Raw genomic sequence first — 21001 nt, forward strand, 5'->3', positions numbered from 1 at the left:
TCTGAAACTAAACCGTGAATAATTACAAAGTGAAATGTAGCTTATCGAGAATTTTTAATGGTTTATGTTATAAAGCGCCAATTAATTAAAAGAAATTGAAAAAAGGGAACAGGGATTAACTTGCTTTTTTGTATTTGGCAATGGCAGCTTTGATTTTTTCTATTCTATTGTCTGGGTCTGGATGCGTACTTTGAAATTCTGGAACACGATTTGGGCCAGCCGCCGCTTTTAAAATTTGCATCACATCAATCATTTCTTCAGGATCATAGTTAGCGTCAATCATAAATTTCACCCCTAAATCATCACTTTCTAGTTCGTCATCTCTGCCATTAGTGAGTAAGGTTTGATAGCCATAGCTACTTACTACATTGCCCATATCGGCACCAACGGCAGCGCCAGTTGATAAGGTCTGCCAATATTCGGTTTCAGCAATGCGTTCAGCCGAGTGGCGACCAAGAACGTGTCCAATTTCATGACCTAAAACACCAGCAAGTTGGTCTTCATTTTCTAATTTTGTAAAGAGCGCATAAGTGATAAAAATCTGACCACCTGGTAATGCAAAGGCATTAATAGTGTTAGCGTCGGATAGTAAATGAAATTCGTAATTATAAGGTGTTTGTTTGGCCAGGCTCGATTTTACTAATCGATTTCCAACATTATCTACAAATGCTTGAAACTCTTCATTAGGATAAAGTCCTCCATATTGTTCAGTAAGTTGTGGTGCACTTTGCAAACCAATAGCTATTTCCTGATCAGACGACATGTTAATAGCTTGTTCCCTTCCAGTATAAGGGTTGATTTCTGTATTACTGCATCGCTTTATAACAGCAAAAAGGACAATTGCAAGACCAATTAATAGCCTAATCTTGAATTTACTACTTCTCATGAAATTTAATTGAGATATGAATTCTAAAGTTACAAACTTCCATTTTATTTTTAGAAATAGATTTAATTAAATTAATTTTAGCCCATTAAAACTGTGATTCATGTCTTTTTCATTTAAAATTATTGATGCTGCAGAGATTAATTCCATAATTCCATTAGTTCAAAAGTTAACCAATAATAAATTCTCTGATGCAGTTTTATTACAGCGTTTTGAAGAGATGGTTACTCAAAATTATGAATGTGCTGGAGTTTATGATGGGGATACCCTAATTGGTATTTCGGGGATGTGGTATTGCACCCGACATTATGCTGGAAAAAGTATGGAAGTTGATCATGTTTATATTGATGATGCCTATAGAAGTAAGGGTATAGGGAAGCAATTTTTTAAATGGATGTATGACTATGTAAAGGCCAAAGGGTATACTTCGGTTGAATTAAATACCTATGTTCAAAATTATCCTTCTCATAAATTTTACTACAATGAAGGCTTTGAAATTCTAGGATATCATTTTTTTAAAACCCTTTAGTTATTTTAATTGATTGAGTTCAGTTCCTGATTCAATTTCAAATGCATCTTTATCGTATTCAAAAATACGCGCTTTCAATCCACCTTTTAAAACAATGGAGTCACCTTTAACCTCTAACCAACTCCCTTCTCTTAAACCAACTACAGGTTGGGTGTTGAATTTATGAAATTCTTTTATTCGGGTTTCGCGAGTTTCTCCCATGTGCTTACTGGATGCATCAGGATCTAAATAATGCGGGTTGATATTAAAAGGGACCAAGCCCAAAGTTTTAAAGCTAGGAGGATAAACAATGGGCATATCGTTGGTAGTGCCAATGGTTAGTCCACAAATATTACTGCCTGCACTTGTCCCTAAATACGGGGTGCCATTAAGTACAGCTTCTTTTATAGGTTCAACAAGTTGGTTTTTATACAATTGATTAACTAATACAAAAGTATTACCGCCACCAATAAAAATACCTTTGGCTTGTTTAACAGCCTCAATTGGATTATCAAATTCATGAATCCCTACCACCGTTTTCCCGATTGAAGCAAAGGCGGCTTTAGCATTTTTAGTATACAGCTCATGTGTAATCCCACCAGGTCTGGCGTAAGGCACAAATAAAATCGTTTCGGCAGTTTTAAAAAGTAGTTTTAATTCATCTAAAATATAGTCTAAATAACCGCTGCCATGGAGCGTTGATGTACTGGCAATACAAATTTGTTTCATACTTAAAGTATTTGTTGTAAATTTAAGTAAACCTTGTATTTAACAAAAGTTTATAAGGGGTTTTCAAAAATGTTAATCGCATAAACGCGTAATTTGAAGTTAACTAAACTATTATGAAAAACGTTTTACTCTGTGTTCTCTTTTTCTTTGTATCCTTTTCAGCCTTAGCGCAAATCTTTGAACGCATAGAAGTTAAAGGTAAAATTGTGGTAGATAGCAGTGATGTTGAAGGTATAACAATTTATAACACATCCTCTAATAAAGGCACTTTTGCTAATGAAAAAGGAGAGTTTACAATTGCGGTTATGTTGAATGATCGGGTAGAGTTTCACGCGCTTCAGTTTAAAGATTTTACAATAACCATAGATCAAAATATTATAGATTCGAGACAGATGACCGTTTTTCTTATTGAGAAGATTAATCGATTAGACGAAGTAATCATTCTACCTAAAGGTTTGAGTGGCGATCTTGTATTGGATATTGAAAATGTGAAAACAGTAAATGTTGATATGAATGCGCTTTACTTTGGCATCATGAATAGCGATGAATACGATTTTACAGATGATTACCGATCACAAATTGAAAATATAGCCTTGCATTCCCAGAGTCAGACGATGGTAAATGGTCTTAATGTTGTTAACCTAGTTGGGGTTTTATTAAAACCTCTGTTTAAATCTAAAAAAAAGGAACAGCAATCTAATGTTGTACCAGAGATGACCGTAAGCAAATTACAATCACGGTATGATATTGAGTTTTTAAGTTCGAATTTTGGAATCCCTAAAGATCGTGTTAGTGACTTTGTGAATTATGTTGAATCCAGTGGCATGGATTATAGTTTATTGGATGAAGGCAAAGAATTACAATTTTTAGAGTATTTAAACACAAAAAGTCAGCACTATTTAAAAACACAAATTGAAAAAAATTAAGTGCTTCACATACGCTGCTACTATTCTATTTATAACCTGTTCTCTATCGGCGCAGGAGGTCATACTCAATGGTCGGGTCATAGCAGACGATGAGGTTGAAGGCATTCATATAATTAATAAAACAGCAGGTAAATTTTCAATTACCAACCAACATGGAGAGTTTATTATTCCGGGTAAACTGAATGATACTATTATTATTTCTGGGATTAAATATTTGCGTGAGGAAGTAATTGTAAATGCACAGATGTATAATTCAAAAACGCTTGAAATTCCCCTAACCGAAAATATCAATCAACTAAATGAAGTCATCGTAGGAAGGGTTTTGACGGGAGATTTAAGATCGGATATTGAAAATGCCAATATAAAAAGCGAAATTAATTTTTACGATGTTGGGATTCCAGGGTACACGGGTAAACTGAAAACACAAAGTGAACGTCGGTTATTTGAAGCTGATAATGGCAAGTTTTTCGTTTTCTATGGAATTGGCTTTGCCATAAATGTTCATAAAATTTTGAACAGAATTTCTGGTCGAACAAAACAGTTAAAACTTCATGTGCGATTAGAAGCTTTAGATACTTGCATGTTGAGAGCAAAATCTGAATTTTCTGAAACCCTTTTTGGAGATTTGAATATTGAAGATCATTTAGAAATGGAATTTTTCTATTACGTTTCAGAGGATCCAGAATTTTTGGAAATATGTAAAAGAGATAATGCTATGGAAATGTACCAATTTTTAGTGGAGAAACTCGTTAACTATAAAGAGAATCAAAGCGACGTAGAAGATTAGATCTTTAAAAATATTTATGAAACTATCAAGGTATCTAACCTTTCAACTTATTATATTTGCATTGTGATACTAGCAGCAACATTTTTATTTATAGGCACAACCGAAGTCATGTTCATACTATTTATAGTAGTGATGGTTTTCGGTGCCGATAAAATTCCTGAAATTGCCAGAGGTCTTGGTAAAGGCATGCGTATGCTTAAAGATGCTTCAAATGAGATTAAGACTGAAATCACTAAAAGCGCCGAAAAGCAAGGCATTGATACTGATGTAACAAAAAATATCAGTGAAGAAATTAAGAAAGTTAAAGATGGTCTTGACGATTTTACAGGTTCTGTAAAACGTAACCTTTAGATTATTTTTTTCTAGAAATAGTTAGTCCGTCTCTAATGGGCAATACTACCGTTTCAACCCGATCATCCTGTTTTAAAAGCGTATTATAAGCTATTAATCCTTTGGTGTCAACATCATCAGGTTTTACAGATTCAAGAACTTTACCACTCCATAATACGTTGTCAGACAAAATAATGCCGCCTTTATTAAGTTTGTCAACGATCAATTCAAAGTAGTTGCAATAGTTTTCTTTATCGGCATCTATAAATACCAAATCAAAATTCATATCGAGATTTGGGAGGATTTTTAAAGCATCACCAACGTGCTGATGTATTTGATTGCCATAAGGAGATTGATCAAAATACCTGCGTTGAAAATCAAAAAGCTCTTCATTAATATCGATGGTATGCAATTCTCCATTGGGATGCATGCCTTCGGTTAAACACAAGGCTGAATAACCAGTATAGGTGCCTATTTCTAAAATAGTTTTAGGCTGAATTAATTTTGAAATCATACTTAAAACCCGACCTTGGTAGTGACCACTCAACATGCGTGGTTGCAAGATTTTCTGGTGGGTTTCTCGATTTAATTTTTGAAGTAATTCTGGTTCGTCTTCAGAATGTTTAATAATGTAGTCGTCTAGATCTTCTGATATAAAATGCATGACATTAATTATTAAGAATTCGGCCAATTAATTTTTGTTTCGCTACTTCATCATCACCACAAAGCCATTGTATCACGTTGTCTTGCCAAATAGCATCATATTCGTCTTGATTAATTAGTTTTCTCTCCATGGCCAAATCAAGAATCTTGCCTGGATATGAAGATTGTTTGGCGCTTTCCATTTCACCTAACGGATAAGGATCATCCAAGCCCATAATGACCTGTTTAGACGTTTGATTTTTAATTAATAACTGCAAGGACCCTGTATCATGCACTAAAGTATCAAAAAAGATGTTTTTATGTCCTACAGCTTTTCTCGGATGATGTTTACCTTCAAATAAATCGGGTCGCCCATCAAAACCTTGAATCCGTCTTCCTAAATTAATCTGTGCCAATTGCCCGCCATGAGCAAAACAGGTTCTCATATTAGGATATTTTTCCTGATAACCGTTTAAAGTTAAAAAGTGATAAGCGTCAGCACATTGTGCGAGCATCCATATTAAGTGAAATCGCCAAGATGTATTTTCAAGTTTAATGAACTTTTCACCGTCATAAGGATGAATTTCGACAGCAAGGTTATATTTACTTGCCAATTCAAAAATGGGCTCATTTTCTTCATCAAAAATGCATCTCCAAGTACCAATAGTGTCCATGTAATGCGTTGGCAGACAAAGTAATTGTAAACCATGTTCTTCAACACAGCGTTCAATTTCCCAACAAGCACTACGTATAAAGCCAGGATGTACTACAAAACCGCAGGTAAATTTACTTGGATTATCATGTTGAATTCTAGCATTAAAGTCATTTTGAAAACGTAAGGCTTTCTTCATTTCTTCAACACGTAGACCATTGCCGTATAATTGCGATAGATTTAAAACCACGGCATGATCAATTTTATTACGGTCCATCCATTCTAGCTTTTCATGTAAAAAGAAACTAGAATCGGTCACTGGTCTGCTCCAATCTTTTTGGAGCATAAATTTCCTGTCTTTATCAACCCAAAAAATTCCTTTTTCTCTCATGAAATCTGGAATTTCTTCAGGGTAGGGAAGAAGATGTGAATGTCCGTTAATACGTAATTTGCGTTTTTCCATATTCACTTTCCACATCAGTGGAAATGGTTTTAAATATTAATCTTGCTTGAGTATTCGGTTTTTGCCTTTCTAATAGTTAGTCAATTTGTACCTTTTTTGGAGGTTGCATAACTGCTGAGCAATTAGGGCAACTACGTTTAGCAGTATCGCTATAATAGTTGTCAAAGATTTTTGGCATATCTGTCTCTATATTTTTAACCGAAAAATCTTCTTCATAAAGTTTTGTTGTGCACTTTTCACAAAACCAAAGTAAAGCATCTTTCATGCCTTTAGGGCGTTTATACTCTATCACCAGTCCAACTGTATTTGCACCTCGTTGCGGTGAATGGGGCACTTTAGGAGGTAATAAATAAATATCGCCTTCCTTGATATGGACATCTTTTGGCGTTCCATTGTCTATAATTTTTAAAACAATATCACCTTCAATTTGATAAAAGAATTCTGGAGTTTCATTATAATGGTAGTCTTTTCGACTATTAGGACCTCCAACGACCATCACGATAAAGTCACCATCTTTCCAAACCACTTTATTTCCTACTGGTGGTTTTAAAAGGTGTCTGTTTTCTTCTATCCAATCTTTAAAATTTAAGGGTGAAACTAGATTGCTCATGATTTTATTTTTTAGATCTAAACTGTTATAAAGTTACAAAGATTTTGTGCGTCCACCATCAACGGGGACATTAATTCCATTTACATAGCTGGCAGGACCACTTGCTAAAAATGTGATGACGTTAGCCGTTTCTTCTGGCTGTGCAAATCGTTTAGCAGGGGCATATCCCTTCATAATTTCTGCCATAGCTTCAAACGTTGTTCCTTCTTTTTCAGCTTTTACTTTTATAATTTCAGAAAGCCGTTCGGTTTCAGTGAACCCAGGAAGCACATTGTTTACGGTAATCCCGAATGCTCCAACTTCAATAGAAAGTGTTTTACTCCAATTACCAACCGCTCCCCTTATGGTGTTGCTTACTCCAAGACCGGGAATTGGTTCTTTAACTGATGTGGAAATGATATTGATAATTCTGCCAAACCCTTCGGTTTTCATAAAAGGGATAACAGTTTGTACCAATACATGGTTGCATTTTAAATGCTGTGTAAAGGTGTTTTCAAATTCTTCTAATGTAGCATTTAAAATTTCGCCACTTCTTGGGCCACCTGTATTATTGATTAGAATATGGAAGCCATGCTGTTTTGCTATAAAATCGGATACTTTTTGTTGTAATTCTTTTGGGTTTGAAAAATCGGCCACAATGTAGCTATGATTTCTATGTGAAGGCAATTCGGTTAGAACCTGTTTTAATTTATCTTCATTTCTAGCCATTAAAGTAACATTAACACCTTCTTCGGCCAATGCTATTGCTGTTGCTTTTCCAATTCCTGCTGTACTACCGCAAACTAATGCGTTTTTGTTGTTTAATTTTAAATCCATGTTTTTAGATATAAGATTCTAGAACCAAGAATCAAGACCTTAAAATTTGTCTTGGTTCTTGATTCTGAAAGTCTTGGTTCTTGTTTAATATTTTATACATACGTTCTTTGCTTCTGTAAAAAAACGCAAGGCTTCAAAGCCACCTTCCCGTCCAACACCAGAAGCTTTTACACCACCAAAAAGGGTGCGTAAATCACGCATCATCCAAGTGTTGACCCATACAATGCCAGATTGTAATTGGTTGCTCATACGCATAGTGCGTTTTAAGTCGTTGGTCCAAAGCGTTGCAGATAGGCCATATTTTACTTTGTTTGCCATTTGTAGTACGTCATCTTCAGAGTTAAAGGGCATAATGGTTACTACTGGTCCAAAAATTTCTTCCTGGTTTACACGACATTCATCGTTTGGAACTTCAATTACAGTTGGTTGTAAATAATAGCCATTTTCAAAGTCTTTTACAGTGACTTTTTGTCCTCCACATAATAGGTTTCCACCTTCACTTTTAGCGATGTTGATATAATCCATAACTTTTTCGAGATGCGGTTTTGACACTAAAGCGCCAATAGTTGTTGCCGTATCTGATGGATGACCGACTTTCAATTGCTTGACTTTAGCAACAAAATCGGTTTTAAATTTTTCATAAATAGAAGCCTCTACAAAAATGCGACTGCCACACAAACAAATTTGCCCTTGATTGGCAAATGATGAACGCAGGGTTGTATTCAACATATCATCATAATCGCAATCGGCAAAAATGATATTCGGGTTTTTTCCGCCCAATTCTAAAGATAGCTTTTTGAACATTGGTGCAGCAACTTTAGCAATATGTGCACCTGTTGCTGTGCCACCTGTAAAGGAAATCGCTTTGATGTCTGGATGCTCAATAATAGCTTGACCCGTAGTTGTGCCTAAACCATGAACTATGTTTAACACACCTTTAGGCAAGCCTGCTTCATTGCAAATTTCACCTAACAAAAATGCAGTTAGAGGTGTAACCTCACTAGGTTTTGCAACCACACAATTTCCAGCAGCCAATGCTGGAGCAATTTTCCAAGTAAATAAATAGAGTGGGAGGTTCCATGGTGAAATACAACCCACAACACCAATAGGCTGGCGTAAGGTGTAATTGATGGCATTATGACCAACACTTTCGTGGCTTTCACTTGCAAACTGTGTAATGGCATTTCCGAAAAAGCGAAAATTACTTGCTGCCCTTGGTATATCAATCTCTTTAGCCAATGAGATAGGCTTACCATTGTCCTTACTTTCAGCTTCTGCAAAGCGTTGTAAGTTGGCTTCTAGTAATTCTGAAATTTTTATTAAAATGCGACTACGTTCTTCCAAAGTGGTTTGTGACCAACTTGGAAACGCCGATTTGGCAGCGATGTACGCGTTTTCGACATCTTCTTTGGAGGAGTTTGGAATTTGTCCATAAACTTCACCATTGGCTGGGCAGTAGTTGTCTAACCAATTATTTTGAATTGGGTCATGAAAGTTGCCGTTGATGTAGTTTTTTATGTTATTCATTTTAATTCTATGTCTGGTCGAGCGCAGTCGAGACCTTCATTGTTTTCTGGATTATACTTTGAATGGGTCGCATTTCTGCATTTGGCTAAAATTTGGAGCAAATCAAAATCTCCCTTTGCTAAAGCTATTTTCTTTTTGTTACTCCAATTTTTAATTTTCTTCTCAAAATAAATTGCTTGCTTGACATCATTAAATTCTTGATAAAATATAAGTTCTGTTGGTCTTCTGTTAAATGTAAAACAATTTTTATTCAATCCATTTTGATGTTCTTCAAATCTTCTGGAAATATCATTTGTAAATCCAGTATAAGTTAAGCTATCAGAACATTTTAATATGTAAACGAAATATGATCTCAATTTATGTTTTCTTCTTTAAAAGGAGGTCTCGACTGCGCTCGACCAGACAAACATGGGTTGCGCTCGAGGAGACATTTTTACTTAATTATAATTTCTTATACGCCATCACTTTGATTTCCACCACCAAATCGGGATGAGGTAATTGATGCACCGCAACCGTTGTGCGTGTTGGACCCGTTTCTTTGTCAAAAAATTCAGCATAGGCTTTATTGTAGCCTGCAAAATCATTCATATTCACTAAAAACGAGGTTACATCTACTACATCTTTAAGTGTAGCACCTTCTTTGGCGAGATTCTTTTCAATATTTAATAAGACTTCTCGAGTTTGTGTTTCAATGTTCAAACGTTTTGTGCCCATTTCGTCAATTATATCAACGCCTGCAATAGTATTATCGGCACGACGTGAGCTGGTACCAGAAACAAATATAAAATCACCTACGCGTTTGGTGTGTGGATAAGCGCCTCTAGGTGTTACATTAGTTCCTGCGGAGGCAGGAATCTCATTATTTTTATTGCTCATTTTATAGTATTCAATTTATAGTTCTCGACTGCGCTCGAACAGACATAATGTTTAGTGTTTTAAATTTTTGGCCACGCGGTCTTCATCTAAAATCGCTTCTGTGGCTGCTTTTACTTTTTCTAAGTTGATTTTCAAATCATCATTAAGGTCAAGCTCATTATCGCTCAACATGTTTAAGATGGCTTTATCTTGAGCACGACCTCGTAACATTGCTTCTCGATAACCAATATCTTCATTAAAAGTGACTAATGAATATTTTGAAGAATACTCATTTGGAAATTGCTTTTCAAAAGCCATCTCCAAGTTACGCTTTTCCCTGAACATGGCATTGTTTACATGACCTTTCATTTCATGGAAATTATCAATAGCTAAATCCGCTATAGCATCGGTATCCTTTTTTCGATTTTTTTCATAGACTTTAAAAATGGTTTCCCAATCTTGATGACCTTCATCCAATACTTTGTCAAATTCAGTAACATCCTCAAAAGATGCGTTCATTCCTTGCCCATAAAAAGGGACGATGGCATGAGCTGCGTCGCCCATTAATAGCGTATTGCCTTTGTAATGCCAAGGTGAACATTTTACGGTTCCTAAAGGTGATGTTGGATTTTCAAAAAAGTCGTCTACTAGGTTTGGCATTAGCTCTAAAGCATCTTTAAAATATTTGCCAAAAAATTCTAAAACGCGTTCTTTGGAAGTTAGGTTGTTAAAGTTATATTCGCCTTCATCAAAACTCAAAAAAAGGGTCACCGTAAAACTACCATCCAAATTAGGCAAGGCAATTAACATAAACGAATCTCTTCCCCAAATATGAAGGGCGTTTTTATAGGTTTTATAGCCGCCATTTTCACTTGGTAGTATACTCAATTCCTTGTAACCATGCGTTAACCAATCCTGTGAAAAGCTAAATAGGAATTTTTTACTCAAAAAATAACTTTTTCGCATTGCTGAACCTGCACCATCCGTGGCGATAATAACATCAGCATCTTCGACAAATTCATTTTTACTATGATAGTCTTGAAATAAGGCTGTTGTTTTTTCAAAATCAACCGATTTACATTTTTTATTGAAATGTAAGGTCACATTTTTATGTTTTTCGGCTTCATCCAAAAGCAAAGCATTGAGTTGTCCACGTGAAATGGAATTGATGTACTCATGTTCTCGACCACTGTAAGGCGCTAATGTAGTATTGCCTTCTAAATCGTGTAGCATACGTCCATTCATAGGAATGCATAATTCTTTGACCTTATCTTCTATCCCGACTAGCGTCATGGCTTTATTACCTCTGTCAGAAAATGCTAAATTTATGGAGCGTCCTGCGCTGATATCATTTGTTCGTAAATCGGGACGCATTTCGTAAACCGTTACATTATAACCGCGTTGCCCTAATCGCAAGGCAAGTAAACTGCCACAAAGGCCTGCGCCAATAATGAGTATGTTTTGTTGTTTATGCATTTAAAACAGTTTTCAATCGTTCGACCATAGTATAAACATCTTCAAATGAATTATATAATGGGACAGGTGCGCAACGAATAACGTCAGGTTCGCGCCAGTCACTTATAATGCCAGCTTCAGTCAGTTTACGATGTAAGCTTTTATCAGTATTTTTTACTTGTATAGATAATTGGCAACCACGCTCATTTGGAGTAGAAGGTGTAATTATTTTTATGTCTTTATGATTCAATTCATTAATCAGATACTCAAAATAGCCCGTTAATTTTTTCGATTTTTCGGTTAGTTTTTTCATGCCAACTTCGGCAAAGATATCGAGTGATGCTCTAATTGCAGCCAATGACAAAATTGGCGGATTTGAAAGCTGCCAGCCTTCAGCTCCAGGAATCACGTCAAATTCATGACGCATATTAAAACGTGTGTTTTTATTATGGCTCCACCAACCTGTAAATCGGTTGAGGGTTTTGTCATGTGCATGACGTTCATGAACAAAAGCTCCGGCCAAACTTCCTGGTCCAGAATTTAGGTATTTATAAGTACACCAAACCGCAAAATCTGCGCCAGAATCGTGCAGGTTGAGTTCTACATTTCCTGCCCCATGGGCGCAGTCAAACCCTACCATACAACCATGTTTATTGCCAAGTTTAGTAATTCGTTTTAAATCAAAATATTGACCGGTGTAATAATTAACACCACCAATCATAACCAATGCAATTTCATCACCATGTTTCTCCATAATGGCTTCCAAGTCTTCATAACGCACCAATTCTTCACCTTGTCGTGCTTTCCAAAGAATTAATCCTTCTTTATCATCAAAACCATGATGCCTAAGCTGTGATTCAACAGCATATTTATCACTTGGAAATGCATCAGCTTCAATTAAAATTTTATAGCGCTTGGTTGTAGGTTTGTAAAAGGACACCATCATTAAATGTAGATTTGCTGTAAGCGTATTCATCACAACTACTTCAATGGGTTTGGCGCCTACTATTTTAGCCATATTATCAGTTAAAAACTCATGATAAGGCATCCATGGATGTTTTGCTTCGGTGTGTCCTTCTACGCCTAAATTTGCCCAATCTTCAAGCTCTTGGTTTATATAAGCTTTGGTTTGTTTGGGCTGAAGTCCAAGTGAATTCCCTGTCATATAAATGAGATCATTTCCATGTTGGTCTTTAGGGATATGAAAACGATTTCTATAAGATGCTAATTCGTCATTTTGGTCTTGTTCTTTTGCGAATTGAAGACCTAATTTATAGTGAGACAAGGTGAGTGATTTATCGGTTTTCAACAAAAATAAGAATTATAAACGTAGGAAGGAAGGGCTAAACGAGAGATAATTTTTAGTAGATTTTTGTACCTTTAGATAAAAGACATAACCATGAGTAAAGAAAAAGAATACAGTAATGGAGAAGTTACAGTTGTTTGGAAACCCGAAATATGTATTCATTCGGCTATCTGTGCCAAAGGCTTACCAAAGGTATTTCAGCCAAGAGAGCGACCTTGGATAAAAATTGATGCCGCTTCAACTCAGGCTATTGTCGAACAAGTAAAAGCATGCCCTTCAGGAGCATTGAGCTATTATATGAATGATACAGAAGATAAATCATCCGAGGCTTTAGAAACTAAAGTAGAGGTTTTGAATAACGGTCCGTTATTGGTTTATGGAACGTTAAAGATTACTCATAAGGATGGAAGTAAAGAGGTCAAAAATAAAACCACTGCTTTTTGTAGGTGTGGCGCTTCCAATAATAAACCCTACTGTGATGGAACGCACGTAAAAAATGACTTCAAGGGATAAAAAAAAGCCCTTTAAAACAAAGGGCTAGAGAATTTATAGAGACGCTAATTGCGGGAAATTTATACTTTATATACGTTTCCCGAGTTGTCTTTGGATGTTTTGTTACGGCATCGTATTAGTTTTTACCTTTACATTCGTGAAATAGAGTTTCCAATTCCCTTCTTGTTTTTTATGATCTAATGCTAGAATTAACCCTTCAACATTTTGATAATTTTCCCATGTAGAAATAAGTGAAGGTTCAGGATTGTTGGCTTTTCTAAACACCCATTCCTTTATTAAGTAGTCGTCGCCAAAATAAAAATCGTAGGCGTCACCTGGGGTATAACCACCTTCATTAGGATAAGTCATTGTGATTTTATTTAATTCGGTGGCGCTTATCGGTGCATTTGCCTTTGTTGGTTCTGAAATCGTTGCACTTTTATCCCAGATTAATTGGTAGGGTGCCAAAAACCAATATTTGTCGTTAATAAATCCGCGGTCTGATTTCATTGCAATACTGTCCATAGTTTTTCTATTGTAGGATATCGTATCGGTTGAAGTTATTAAAGAAACATCATTGCTTTTAGGTTGCCAAGACCAAGTACGTTCAAAATGACTACTGTCGCGATCTACATTGAAGGTAAAATCAATCTGTGTCACATGTTTCCAATGTTCAAATCCATGTGCAATTGCTATTTTTTGAGCGGTTGTAAGCTCTTTTTCGGGTTCTATAGTTTCTGATTTGTTGGATTCTTTACACGAAAAAATTACAACTAAAAGAAATAGAAGAATGCTGGCTTGTTTCATATGTTTTTTTGTTAAAGGTATAAAAGGAAATTCATATTATGAATTTGTTCTATTTTTGGGCCTTTATTTATCACATGAACGCATTAAAATTAATTGTTAGTCAAGGACGATATTTTGCCCCAGCTCTGGTGTTTGCAAGTTTGAATATAGTTTTTGGAACATGGGCAACCTACATCCCCGCCATAAAATCACATTTGCAAATTGACGAAGGCGAATTAGGTGCGGCCATTTTTTTTATGGCTCTTGGTACATTGATTTTGATTTCTTTGGCCCCAAAACTCATCAATGTATTAGGTGTTGGACGAGCTACGGGTATTGGGATAGTATGCTTTTTGTTTTCCTTTATTCTTCCTTTTATTGCCGATGATTATATTTGGTTATGTACAGGAATGTTTATTGTTGGAGCATGTGCCGGGTTTACTGATGTTGCCATGAATACTTTGGTGAGTGAGATTGAAAAACGTGACAACATTCATATTATGTCTGCTAATCATGGCTTCTTTAGTCTTGGTGGATTTTTGGGGGCAGGTATTGGTGGTTTTTTTTTAGCTAAAGAAATTTTACCAATTCAGCATTTGCTAGTGGTAATCGCTGTATTATTTGTTGTCAATCTATTGTTTATTGGGAAGTATTTTAGAGTTTCATCTGAAAAATTAGAAAGCCATTCCATTAATTTTAAACTCATAGGTCCAATTCTACTTATTGGATTAATTGCCTTTTTCATCATGGCGACAGAAGGAGCTATTGTGGATTGGAGTGCTCTGTATTTAGAAAAGATTTCAAAGGCAAAACTCTCATGGCTAGGTCTAGGTTATACTATTTTTTCAGCTACTATGGCATTAGGGCGCTTTATGGGAGATGCAATTAGTTCGTGTTTTGGATCTAAACGATTGATTTTATTAGGAATATTTGTTGCCTTAACTGGCTTTGTTTTTATACTTCTTGTTGAACCTGTAATGGCACTTGTCGGGTTTGGTTTGGTTGGTCTAGGGTTGTCAGTAGTAATACCTGAAATTTTTAGACTTGCTGGCAAGGCCGAAAATATAGATGCAGCATTGGCAATTTCATTGGTGTCAGGAATAGGCTTTATGGGTTTTTTGGTAGGACCTGTTCTATTAGGTTTTTTAGCCGAACTATCAAGCCTCAAAATGAGTTTTGTAGCATTATTGGTATTTGTAGCAATGTCCTTTTTTGCCGCACTGACACTGAAAAACAAATAATATGTTATAATAAAATTGTCTAATATCCTTTTTTCAAAACTTCTGGCATTTTTTCCTTGAAGCGGTTTAGCCTCGGGATAGAAACCCCTTGTATATATCTGTTTTCTGGATGTAAACGTTCGTAATTTTGATGATATGCTTCTGCCACCCAAAACTTTTCAAAAGGATAAACTTCGGCAGCGATTTTGGCATTCAATTGTTTGGCTAAAGCTTCTTTCTTTTCTAAAATAATTTGTTTCTGTGTTTCGTTTTGGTAAAAAATAATAGAACGGTATTGTGAGCCTCTATCAGGACCTTGACCATTAACTTGTGTAGGATTTTGAGATGCAAAATAAACATCTACCAAAGTCGCAAAACTTACTATATTCGGATCGTAAATAACCTCTACAGCTTCTGCATGACCTGTTCTACCTGTATTACTGGATTCATAGGTTGGGTTTTTGGTATGACCACCCGAATACCCATTAATAACCTCATCAACGCCTTTAACGCTTTCGTAAATAGCTTCTACGCACCAAAAGCAACCACTAGCAAAATAGGCTCTGGCTTTGCCATTTTGTATAGAAACTTCAACAGGTTTAGTATCATTAATTGAATTTTGACTTTTATTGCTTTGGGCAGAATTTTGACAACTTAAAAAAAGTGAAATAATAATTAGAACAATTGGGTTTTTCATTTTAAAAGAATTTTTACTGTAGTCGAATAAAGTTATAAAACCTTAAACAAAGATGATTAAAAATAGGCTCAATAAAAAAAGCCTTCAATTTTGAAGGCTTTTTAATATTTGAATCGTAATGCTTTAATTAAGCTTCGCGAATAATTTTTGCATTTTCTCTTTTTGTTCTTCAGCTAAAGCGGCATCTACTAAAATACGACCACTATGCTCGTCGGTAATTACCTTTTTGCGTGAAGCAATTTCAACTTGAACTTGAGGTGGAATTGTGAAGAATGAACCTCCTGAAGCTCCTCTTTCAATAGGAACAACAGCTAAACCATTTTTTACATTATTTCTAATTCTGTGGTAGGCTTCAACTAATCGTTTGTCAATTTGTTCTTGATATTCTTCAGATTTTTTGATTAAAGCAAGTTCTTCTTTTTCAGTTTCGGCCAAAATAGCATCTAATTCACTACGTTTATGCTTTAGATGTGTTTGGCGATCCTTTAAACGATCTTTAGTTTCAGAAATAATTTCTTTTTTCTGTTCTATTTGTACTTTAAACTCTTTGATGTGTTTTTCTGCAAGCTGAATTTCCAACTCCTGAAACTCTATTTCTTTAGTTAAAGAGTTGTACTCTCTGTTATTTCTAACATTTTTTTGTTGCTCACTGTATTTTTTGATAAGTGCTTTTGCCTCTTCAATAAGGTTCTTTTTCGCAGAAATTTCACCATCAATTAATTCTAAATTTGCATTTAGTTTCTCCAATCTTGTGTTTAAACCTTCTACTTCATCTTCCAGGTCTTGCACCTCTAACGGAAGTTCCCCTCTAACGTTTCTAATTTCGTCAACTCTCGAATCGATTAACTGTAAATCGTATAACGCTCGTAATCGATCTTCAACTGAAACTTCAACTTTTTTTGCCATAATTATAAATACTTTACCGGATTTGTATTTGTCGTTGATAAAACGACTGCAAAATTAGTAATTTTTTTTGATAGATAGCGAGCTAAAAAGTTTTTTGTGTATTGTTCACTTTCATAATGCCCAATATCGGCCAAGATAATTTGATTCTCGGCACTAAAAAAGTCGTGATATTTTAAGTCTGAAGTTATAAAAACATCAGCATTTACTGACTTTGCGGCCGAAATTGCAAAACTCCCAGAGCCGCCTAAAACAGCAATTTTTTGAATTGATTTTTTTGTTATTTTGGAGTGCTTAATTACCGAAACTTTCATTTTTGACTTTATAAATTCAAAAAACTCCAAGGTGTTGGTCTTTTTTTCGAGTTCACCAACCATTCCCATTCCAATAGTTTGGTTGTAATTGTCTAAAGTAGTAACCTCAAAAGCCACTTCTTCATACGGATGATTTGAGAATAACGCTTGTAAAATTTGAGACTCTAAATGTTTTTGAAATGTTACACCAATTTGGGTTTCATTTTCATGTTGAATTTCGCCCTTTACACCTATGGTTGGGTTGGAGTGTTCATTACCACGATAAGTACCCACACCATCGGTATTAAAACTACATTGATCATAATTTCCTATAGTTCCTGCTCCGGCATTAAATAGGGCCTTTCTTAATTTATCTGCTCCATATTGTGGAACATAAGTAGTTAACTTTTTAATTGTTCCTTTTTTAGGTAGTAAAATCCTCGTGTTTTTGAGCTCTAATGTGTCACAAATAATTTTATTTACACCTTGCAAAGCATTGTCTAATGCTGTATGGATAGCATAAATATTAATGTCATGTTTAATGGCTTTTATGACTGTGCGTTCAACATAAGAGGAGCCATTTAATTTTTTCAGTCCTTTAAAAATAATAGGATGAAAACTGATAATTAAGTTGCAGTTTTTTTTAATGGCTTCATCAACAACAGCTTCAATAGTATCTAAGGTTACCAAAATTCCGTTAACCTTGTTATTTTTATTGCCAACCAAAAGCCCAACATTGTCAAAATCTTCGGCGTAACTTAAAGGCGCCAATTCCTCGAGGTAAGTTATCACATCTTGAACAATCATATTCTTTGTTTTTGGTTTGAAACAAATATAAATATTATATTTTCGTTGTTGTGAAGTTACTCCGAAAAATACTAATCCCATTTGTTCCACTGTATTATAGTGCTACTTGGGTGCGAAATATGTTATACGATTTAGGAATTAAGTCTTCCAAATCGTATGCAATTCCTGTGATTTGTGTTGGTAATTTAAGTGTTGGTGGTACTGGGAAAACGCCAATGATTGAATATTTGATACGATTATTGCACAATGATTATAAGTTAGCAACCTTAAGTCGCGGGTATAAACGAAAAAGTAAAGGATTTGTCTTGGCAAGCACATCCACAAAAGCTTCAGAAATTGGTGATGAACCTTACCAGTTTTTTAGAAAGTTTAAAAACATACAAGTAAGTGTTGACACCGACCGCTGTCATGGAATTGAAAAATTATTGGAACAACAGTCATCTCCAAATATAATTCTATTGGATGATGCCTTTCAGCATAGAAAAGTTAATGCAGGGCTTAATATTTTACTTACGCCATTTGACGATTTATTTGTAAATGATATGGTTTTACCTACGGGGAATTTACGAGAGCCTAAGTCGGGTGCTGAAAGGGCTGATATAATTGTAGTGACTAAATGTCCAACAGATATTACTTCATCTCAAAAGCAGGAAATAAAAGGCTCACTGAAATTATTAAAACATCAAAACGTGTTTTTTAGCTCGGTAATTTATTCGTCTCTATTGGTGAATAATGTAGATGAATATTTATTGACTGATTTGAAAGGAAAACATTTTACTTTGGTTACAGGTATTGCTAACCCCAAACCTCTAACAATGTTCTTAAAGTCTAAACAATTGGATTTTGAGCATCTTCAGTTTAACGACCATCATGAGTTTTCTGAAAAAGATATTCAACTTCTAAAAACAAAAAAACTCGTCGTAACGACTGAAAAGGATTTTGTAAGATTGGAGTCCAATTTTGAACAAGCAAATAACTTGTATTATTTACCGATTGAAGTTGAGATAGATTATGCTAAAGAATTTAACAAGTGTATCACTGACTTTATATCTGGTTTTTGATAAAAGGAGAAGGTGCAACTGTATTGGTCAGCGCTTGATATAATTTCTTCTCAAAATCTTCTTGTTTAAATGGTTTGGATATAATATCATTAAATCCAGCCTCATCAAATTCATGCATTTTATCTTCAAGTGTTACGGCTGTAAGGGCAAAAATGGTGAGTTCTTTATTAAAGGTTCTAATAAGCTTTGTAGCCTCTAAACCACTAATTCCTGGCATGTGGATATCCATTAAAACAACACTATAGTTGTTTTCCCTCACGTATTCGACTGCATCTTCGCCGTTGTCTACCACATCACACTCTAGATTCATTTTATTCAGAATCTTTTTTGTAATCATTTGGTTGATTTTATTGTCTTCAACCACCAAAATTTTAATATTACTTAAGTCCAACTGATTAATGCTTTTAGAATAGTTTTCTTTTTTAATAACCACATCAGGTTTTTCTGAATATTCCAGAGGGATCTCAAAAGTGAAGGTAGAACCTTTTCCTAATTCACTTTTTAAATAAATTTTTCCTTTCAATATTTCTATTAATCCTTTTACAATTGAAAGACCTAAACCAGTTCCGCCATATTTTCTATTAATTTGGATTGAGCCTTGAGAAAAGCTTTCAAACATATGTTCTTGCTTCTCTTTGGTAATTCCAATACCATTATCTTCAATTTCAAATCTTATAGTATAGGTATTATTTTTAGAATTTATTTTAGATACTCTAACCCAAATATCTCCATCTTTGGTAAATTTAATAGCGTTACCTATTAGATTAATAAGTATTTGCGAGATTTTAAGTTGATCGGCTATATAATGTTCAGGTAAATCTTTCTCGTAAGAATAATGCATTTTGATATTGTTATCTGATGCAGAATTACTTAGTGCAGAAATCACATTTTCCACTTTAGTCTTTAAATTGAAGGCTTCAGGGTCGAGTTCTACTTTATTTGCTTCAATTTTATTGATTTGTAAAATATCATTTATAAAGGTGAGTAAATAATCTCCAGAAAACTTTAATGATTTTAAATGTGGTATTTGTTCGGGTTTTGGGTTTTCATCCAAAAGCATATTGGTTAGACCTGTAACCGCGTATAAGGGTGTTCGTAACTCATGAGTTACGGTAGATAAAAAGTTTGCTTTTGTTTTTGACGCTAATTCGGCCTTTTCTTTGGCAATCACCAATTCATCATTTTTTTTATGAAGCATGTTATTGGTCTTAAGCCTAATATTATTGTTTTTATAAAGTGAAAGGGTCAATAATGATAATATGGTGATAAGTGCAATACTTAAAATTGTTGTGATTTTAGTAAGGCTATTCTCTGCTTCTTGTTCTTCTACTTTTGTCTTAAGTTCTTGGTAATTATCATTGTTGTATTTATTTAAATACTGTGCTCTTTTTTCAGGCGAAAGATTTTCCCTTTTAATATTTAATAGTGAATCAGATAATGTAATATGTTTTCTTAAATATTCATTAGCCAATTGAAAATTTTCAGATTTTTGATAAATATCACTTAAGGTTAAATAGCTCTCATTAATATTTTCTGTAAGATTATTTGTTTTAGCTATTTCCATACCTTCTTTTGCCATAGAAAGGGCCATCTCGGTATTATTTAAGTGGTGCATCACTTTGCCGGAATTTATTAATGCACTACTTAAAACTCGAGGTTGGTTATGTTTTTTTGATAAAAGAATGGTTTTTTCAAGAGAAGCTTTTGCGGTTTTATAATCATTTATTTTGATATAAACTTTTGCTTCATTTAGGCAAACTTCGGGAATAAATTCTTCTAGATTTTCTTCTTCAAATTTAGTTTTTGCAGAATTGAAATAATCTAAAGCCGTTTGATATTCTTTCTTGCTTGCATAAATAATACCACTAATGTTGTATGTGATAGCAAGATTACCATAGTCGTTAATTTCGCGCTGTATACCTGCTGCTCTCGTAAGGGAAACAATAGCATTATCAGTTTCTTCAACAATGAATTGTAGATTAGCAATCTTTGCATAAATAATGCCTTGTTCTACCTTATCATTTATTTGAATGGCAATTTCAAGAGCTTTTTCAAGATTGTCTTTAGCATTAAAATAATTACCGCGTTCCATGTCAAAACTGGCTTGGGTAATCTGATTTTCAATGCGCATTTTTAGTACGTCTACGTCTTGTTCTCCGCCATTCTGGGCGGATAGAAGCATAGAAAATCCTAATAAAAAAGCAACTATGTAATACTTAATTTGGGACATATTGAGGCCACTTTATTTAGACA

Annotated in this window: 23 protein-coding genes; 7 read left to right on the plus strand and 16 right to left on the minus strand. The window is 34.7% G+C overall.

All coding sequences use genetic code 11. The annotated features are described in order from the left end of the window. Positions 1-115: 115 nt before the first annotated feature. Positions 116-886 (minus strand): M48 family metalloprotease, encoded by a 771-nt coding sequence (locus ACFO5O_RS13980; RefSeq protein WP_387964821.1) that lies wholly within the window; start codon positions 884-886, stop codon positions 116-118. A gap of 100 nt (positions 887-986) precedes the next feature. Here ACFO5O_RS13980 and ACFO5O_RS13985 point away from each other — a divergent pair, with 100 nt between their 5' ends. Beyond that, positions 987-1412, plus strand: coding sequence for a GNAT family N-acetyltransferase (locus ACFO5O_RS13985; RefSeq protein WP_387964823.1), 426 nt, complete (start codon positions 987-989; stop codon positions 1410-1412). Here the strand turns inward: ACFO5O_RS13985 and pepE are convergent, their stop codons facing one another. Continuing rightward, positions 1413-2120, minus strand: a complete 708-nt coding sequence (gene pepE, locus ACFO5O_RS13990; RefSeq protein ID WP_387964825.1) for a dipeptidase PepE — start codon at positions 2118-2120, stop codon at positions 1413-1415. A gap of 113 nt (positions 2121-2233) precedes the next feature. Here pepE and ACFO5O_RS13995 point away from each other — a divergent pair, with 113 nt between their 5' ends. The 3 genes from ACFO5O_RS13995 (at position 2234) to ACFO5O_RS14005 (ending at position 4184) form a co-directional block, all read left to right on the plus strand. After that, positions 2234-3046 (plus strand): peptidase associated/transthyretin-like domain-containing protein, encoded by an 813-nt coding sequence (locus ACFO5O_RS13995; protein ID WP_387964826.1) that lies wholly within the window; start codon positions 2234-2236, stop codon positions 3044-3046. Next, a complete protein-coding gene (locus ACFO5O_RS14000; RefSeq protein ID WP_387964828.1) occupies positions 3033-3833 on the plus strand; it encodes a peptidase associated/transthyretin-like domain-containing protein in 801 nt (266 codons plus the stop codon). The genes ACFO5O_RS13995 and ACFO5O_RS14000 overlap by 14 nt, the downstream gene beginning before the upstream one ends. Positions 3834-3896: 63 nt before the next feature. Next, complete coding sequence (locus ACFO5O_RS14005; protein WP_387964831.1) at positions 3897-4184, plus strand: Sec-independent protein translocase subunit TatA/TatB; 288 nt, start codon at positions 3897-3899, stop codon at positions 4182-4184. Position 4185: 1 nt separating this feature from the next. Here the strand turns inward: ACFO5O_RS14005 and ACFO5O_RS14010 are convergent, their stop codons facing one another. The 9 genes from ACFO5O_RS14010 to kynU form a co-directional block, all read right to left on the minus strand. After that, entirely contained in the window at positions 4186-4827 is a 642-nt protein-coding gene (locus ACFO5O_RS14010; protein ID WP_387964833.1) for an O-methyltransferase, read from the minus strand. Positions 4828-4831: 4 nt separating this feature from the next. Beyond that, complete coding sequence (locus ACFO5O_RS14015; protein ID WP_387964835.1) at positions 4832-5920, minus strand: amidohydrolase family protein; 1089 nt, start codon at positions 5918-5920, stop codon at positions 4832-4834. A gap of 76 nt (positions 5921-5996) precedes the next feature. Continuing rightward, the gene (locus ACFO5O_RS14020) at positions 5997-6530 is read right to left on the minus strand and encodes a 3-hydroxyanthranilate 3,4-dioxygenase (protein ID WP_387964837.1); all 534 of its coding nucleotides are present in this window, start codon (positions 6528-6530) and stop codon (positions 5997-5999) included. A 33-nt stretch (positions 6531-6563) separates the two neighbouring features. Continuing rightward, positions 6564-7346 carry an SDR family oxidoreductase gene (locus ACFO5O_RS14025; RefSeq protein ID WP_387964839.1) on the minus strand — a complete coding sequence of 261 codons (783 nt, stop codon included), beginning with the start codon at positions 7344-7346 and terminating at the stop codon, positions 6564-6566. Positions 7347-7430: 84 nt separating this feature from the next. Then, on the minus strand, positions 7431-8873 hold the full coding sequence (locus ACFO5O_RS14030; RefSeq protein WP_387964841.1) for an aldehyde dehydrogenase: 1443 nt from the start codon (positions 8871-8873) through the stop codon (positions 7431-7433). Beyond that, positions 8870-9229: a GIY-YIG nuclease family protein gene (locus ACFO5O_RS14035; RefSeq protein WP_387964842.1), complete on the minus strand. Its 360-nt coding sequence runs from the start codon at positions 9227-9229 to the stop codon at positions 8870-8872. Before ACFO5O_RS14035 ends, ACFO5O_RS14030 begins: the two co-directional genes overlap by 4 nt. Before the next feature lie 85 nt (positions 9230-9314). Beyond that, positions 9315-9749, minus strand: coding sequence for a RidA family protein (locus ACFO5O_RS14040; RefSeq protein ID WP_387964844.1), 435 nt, complete (start codon positions 9747-9749; stop codon positions 9315-9317). Positions 9750-9800: 51 nt separating this feature from the next. Further along, a complete protein-coding gene (locus tag ACFO5O_RS14045) occupies positions 9801-11204 on the minus strand; it encodes an FAD-dependent oxidoreductase (protein ID WP_387964846.1) in 1404 nt (467 codons plus the stop codon). Further along, positions 11197-12468 (minus strand): kynureninase, encoded by a 1272-nt coding sequence (gene kynU / locus ACFO5O_RS14050; protein WP_387965143.1) that lies wholly within the window; start codon positions 12466-12468, stop codon positions 11197-11199. Before kynU ends, ACFO5O_RS14045 begins: the two co-directional genes overlap by 8 nt. Positions 12469-12582: 114 nt before the next feature. On the opposite strand from kynU, the gene ACFO5O_RS14055 reads away from it, so the two are divergent. Next, positions 12583-13002: a (4Fe-4S)-binding protein gene (locus ACFO5O_RS14055; protein WP_387964847.1), complete on the plus strand. Its 420-nt coding sequence runs from the start codon at positions 12583-12585 to the stop codon at positions 13000-13002. A 102-nt stretch (positions 13003-13104) separates the two neighbouring features. Here the strand turns inward: ACFO5O_RS14055 and ACFO5O_RS14060 are convergent, their stop codons facing one another. Then, positions 13105-13788, minus strand: coding sequence for a hypothetical protein (locus tag ACFO5O_RS14060; protein ID WP_387964849.1), 684 nt, complete (start codon positions 13786-13788; stop codon positions 13105-13107). A 38-nt stretch (positions 13789-13826) separates the two neighbouring features. On the opposite strand from ACFO5O_RS14060, the gene ACFO5O_RS14065 reads away from it, so the two are divergent. Then, on the plus strand, positions 13827-15008 hold the full coding sequence (locus tag ACFO5O_RS14065; RefSeq protein ID WP_387964851.1) for an MFS transporter: 1182 nt from the start codon (positions 13827-13829) through the stop codon (positions 15006-15008). 19 nt (positions 15009-15027) lie between these two features. On the opposite strand, the gene msrA is transcribed toward ACFO5O_RS14065, so the two are convergent. From msrA to ACFO5O_RS14080, 3 genes are all read right to left on the minus strand, one after another. Continuing rightward, positions 15028-15684 (minus strand): peptide-methionine (S)-S-oxide reductase MsrA, encoded by a 657-nt coding sequence (gene msrA / locus ACFO5O_RS14070; RefSeq protein ID WP_387964853.1) that lies wholly within the window; start codon positions 15682-15684, stop codon positions 15028-15030. A 123-nt stretch (positions 15685-15807) separates the two neighbouring features. Next, a complete protein-coding gene (locus ACFO5O_RS14075; protein WP_387964855.1) occupies positions 15808-16590 on the minus strand; it encodes a zinc ribbon domain-containing protein in 783 nt (260 codons plus the stop codon). A 2-nt stretch (positions 16591-16592) separates the two neighbouring features. Next, entirely contained in the window at positions 16593-17687 is a 1095-nt protein-coding gene (locus ACFO5O_RS14080; RefSeq protein ID WP_387964857.1) for a Nif3-like dinuclear metal center hexameric protein, read from the minus strand. Between the two features lie 50 nt (positions 17688-17737). On the opposite strand from ACFO5O_RS14080, the gene lpxK reads away from it, so the two are divergent. After that, positions 17738-18748, plus strand: a complete 1011-nt coding sequence (lpxK, locus tag ACFO5O_RS14085) for a tetraacyldisaccharide 4'-kinase (RefSeq protein WP_387964860.1) — start codon at positions 17738-17740, stop codon at positions 18746-18748. Here lpxK and ACFO5O_RS14090 read toward each other — a convergent pair. Beyond that, on the minus strand, positions 18732-20978 hold the full coding sequence (locus ACFO5O_RS14090; RefSeq protein ID WP_387964861.1) for an ATP-binding protein: 2247 nt from the start codon (positions 20976-20978) through the stop codon (positions 18732-18734). The two genes, lpxK and ACFO5O_RS14090, sit on opposite strands and share 17 nt — an antisense overlap. Between the last annotated feature and the right edge of the window lie 23 nt (positions 20979-21001).

This window comes from Geojedonia litorea (genome assembly GCF_042654525.1).
In the GTDB taxonomy this organism is placed as follows: domain Bacteria; phylum Bacteroidota; class Bacteroidia; order Flavobacteriales; family Flavobacteriaceae; genus Geojedonia; species Geojedonia litorea.

What these genes read in the sequence shown, in the direction of transcription:
- ACFO5O_RS13980 (WP_387964821.1), bottom strand. Translation starts at nt 886, where the DNA reads ATGAGAAGTAGTAAATTCAAGATTAGGCTATTAATTGGTCTTGCAATT.
- ACFO5O_RS13985 (WP_387964823.1), top strand. Translation starts at nt 987, where the DNA reads ATGTCTTTTTCATTTAAAATTATTGATGCTGCAGAGATTAATTCCATA.
- pepE (WP_387964825.1), bottom strand. Translation starts at nt 2,120, where the DNA reads ATGAAACAAATTTGTATTGCCAGTACATCAACGCTCCATGGCAGCGGT.
- ACFO5O_RS13995 (WP_387964826.1), top strand. Translation starts at nt 2,234, where the DNA reads ATGAAAAACGTTTTACTCTGTGTTCTCTTTTTCTTTGTATCCTTTTCA.
- ACFO5O_RS14010 (WP_387964833.1), bottom strand. Translation starts at nt 4,827, where the DNA reads ATGCATTTTATATCAGAAGATCTAGACGACTACATTATTAAACATTCT.
- ACFO5O_RS14015 (WP_387964835.1), bottom strand. Translation starts at nt 5,920, where the DNA reads ATGGAAAAACGCAAATTACGTATTAACGGACATTCACATCTTCTTCCC.
- ACFO5O_RS14020 (WP_387964837.1), bottom strand. Translation starts at nt 6,530, where the DNA reads ATGAGCAATCTAGTTTCACCCTTAAATTTTAAAGATTGGATAGAAGAA.
- ACFO5O_RS14025 (WP_387964839.1), bottom strand. Translation starts at nt 7,346, where the DNA reads ATGGATTTAAAATTAAACAACAAAAACGCATTAGTTTGCGGTAGTACA.
- ACFO5O_RS14030 (WP_387964841.1), bottom strand. Translation starts at nt 8,873, where the DNA reads ATGAATAACATAAAAAACTACATCAACGGCAACTTTCATGACCCAATT.
- ACFO5O_RS14040 (WP_387964844.1), bottom strand. Translation starts at nt 9,749, where the DNA reads ATGAGCAATAAAAATAATGAGATTCCTGCCTCCGCAGGAACTAATGTA.
- ACFO5O_RS14045 (WP_387964846.1), bottom strand. Translation starts at nt 11,204, where the DNA reads ATGCATAAACAACAAAACATACTCATTATTGGCGCAGGCCTTTGTGGC.
- ACFO5O_RS14055 (WP_387964847.1), top strand. Translation starts at nt 12,583, where the DNA reads ATGAGTAAAGAAAAAGAATACAGTAATGGAGAAGTTACAGTTGTTTGG.
- ACFO5O_RS14060 (WP_387964849.1), bottom strand. Translation starts at nt 13,788, where the DNA reads ATGAAACAAGCCAGCATTCTTCTATTTCTTTTAGTTGTAATTTTTTCG.
- ACFO5O_RS14065 (WP_387964851.1), top strand. Translation starts at nt 13,827, where the DNA reads ATGAATTTGTTCTATTTTTGGGCCTTTATTTATCACATGAACGCATTA.
- msrA (WP_387964853.1), bottom strand. Translation starts at nt 15,684, where the DNA reads ATGAAAAACCCAATTGTTCTAATTATTATTTCACTTTTTTTAAGTTGT.
- ACFO5O_RS14075 (WP_387964855.1), bottom strand. Translation starts at nt 16,590, where the DNA reads ATGGCAAAAAAAGTTGAAGTTTCAGTTGAAGATCGATTACGAGCGTTA.
- ACFO5O_RS14080 (WP_387964857.1), bottom strand. Translation starts at nt 17,687, where the DNA reads ATGATTGTTCAAGATGTGATAACTTACCTCGAGGAATTGGCGCCTTTA.
- ACFO5O_RS14090 (WP_387964861.1), bottom strand. Translation starts at nt 20,978, where the DNA reads ATGTCCCAAATTAAGTATTACATAGTTGCTTTTTTATTAGGATTTTCT.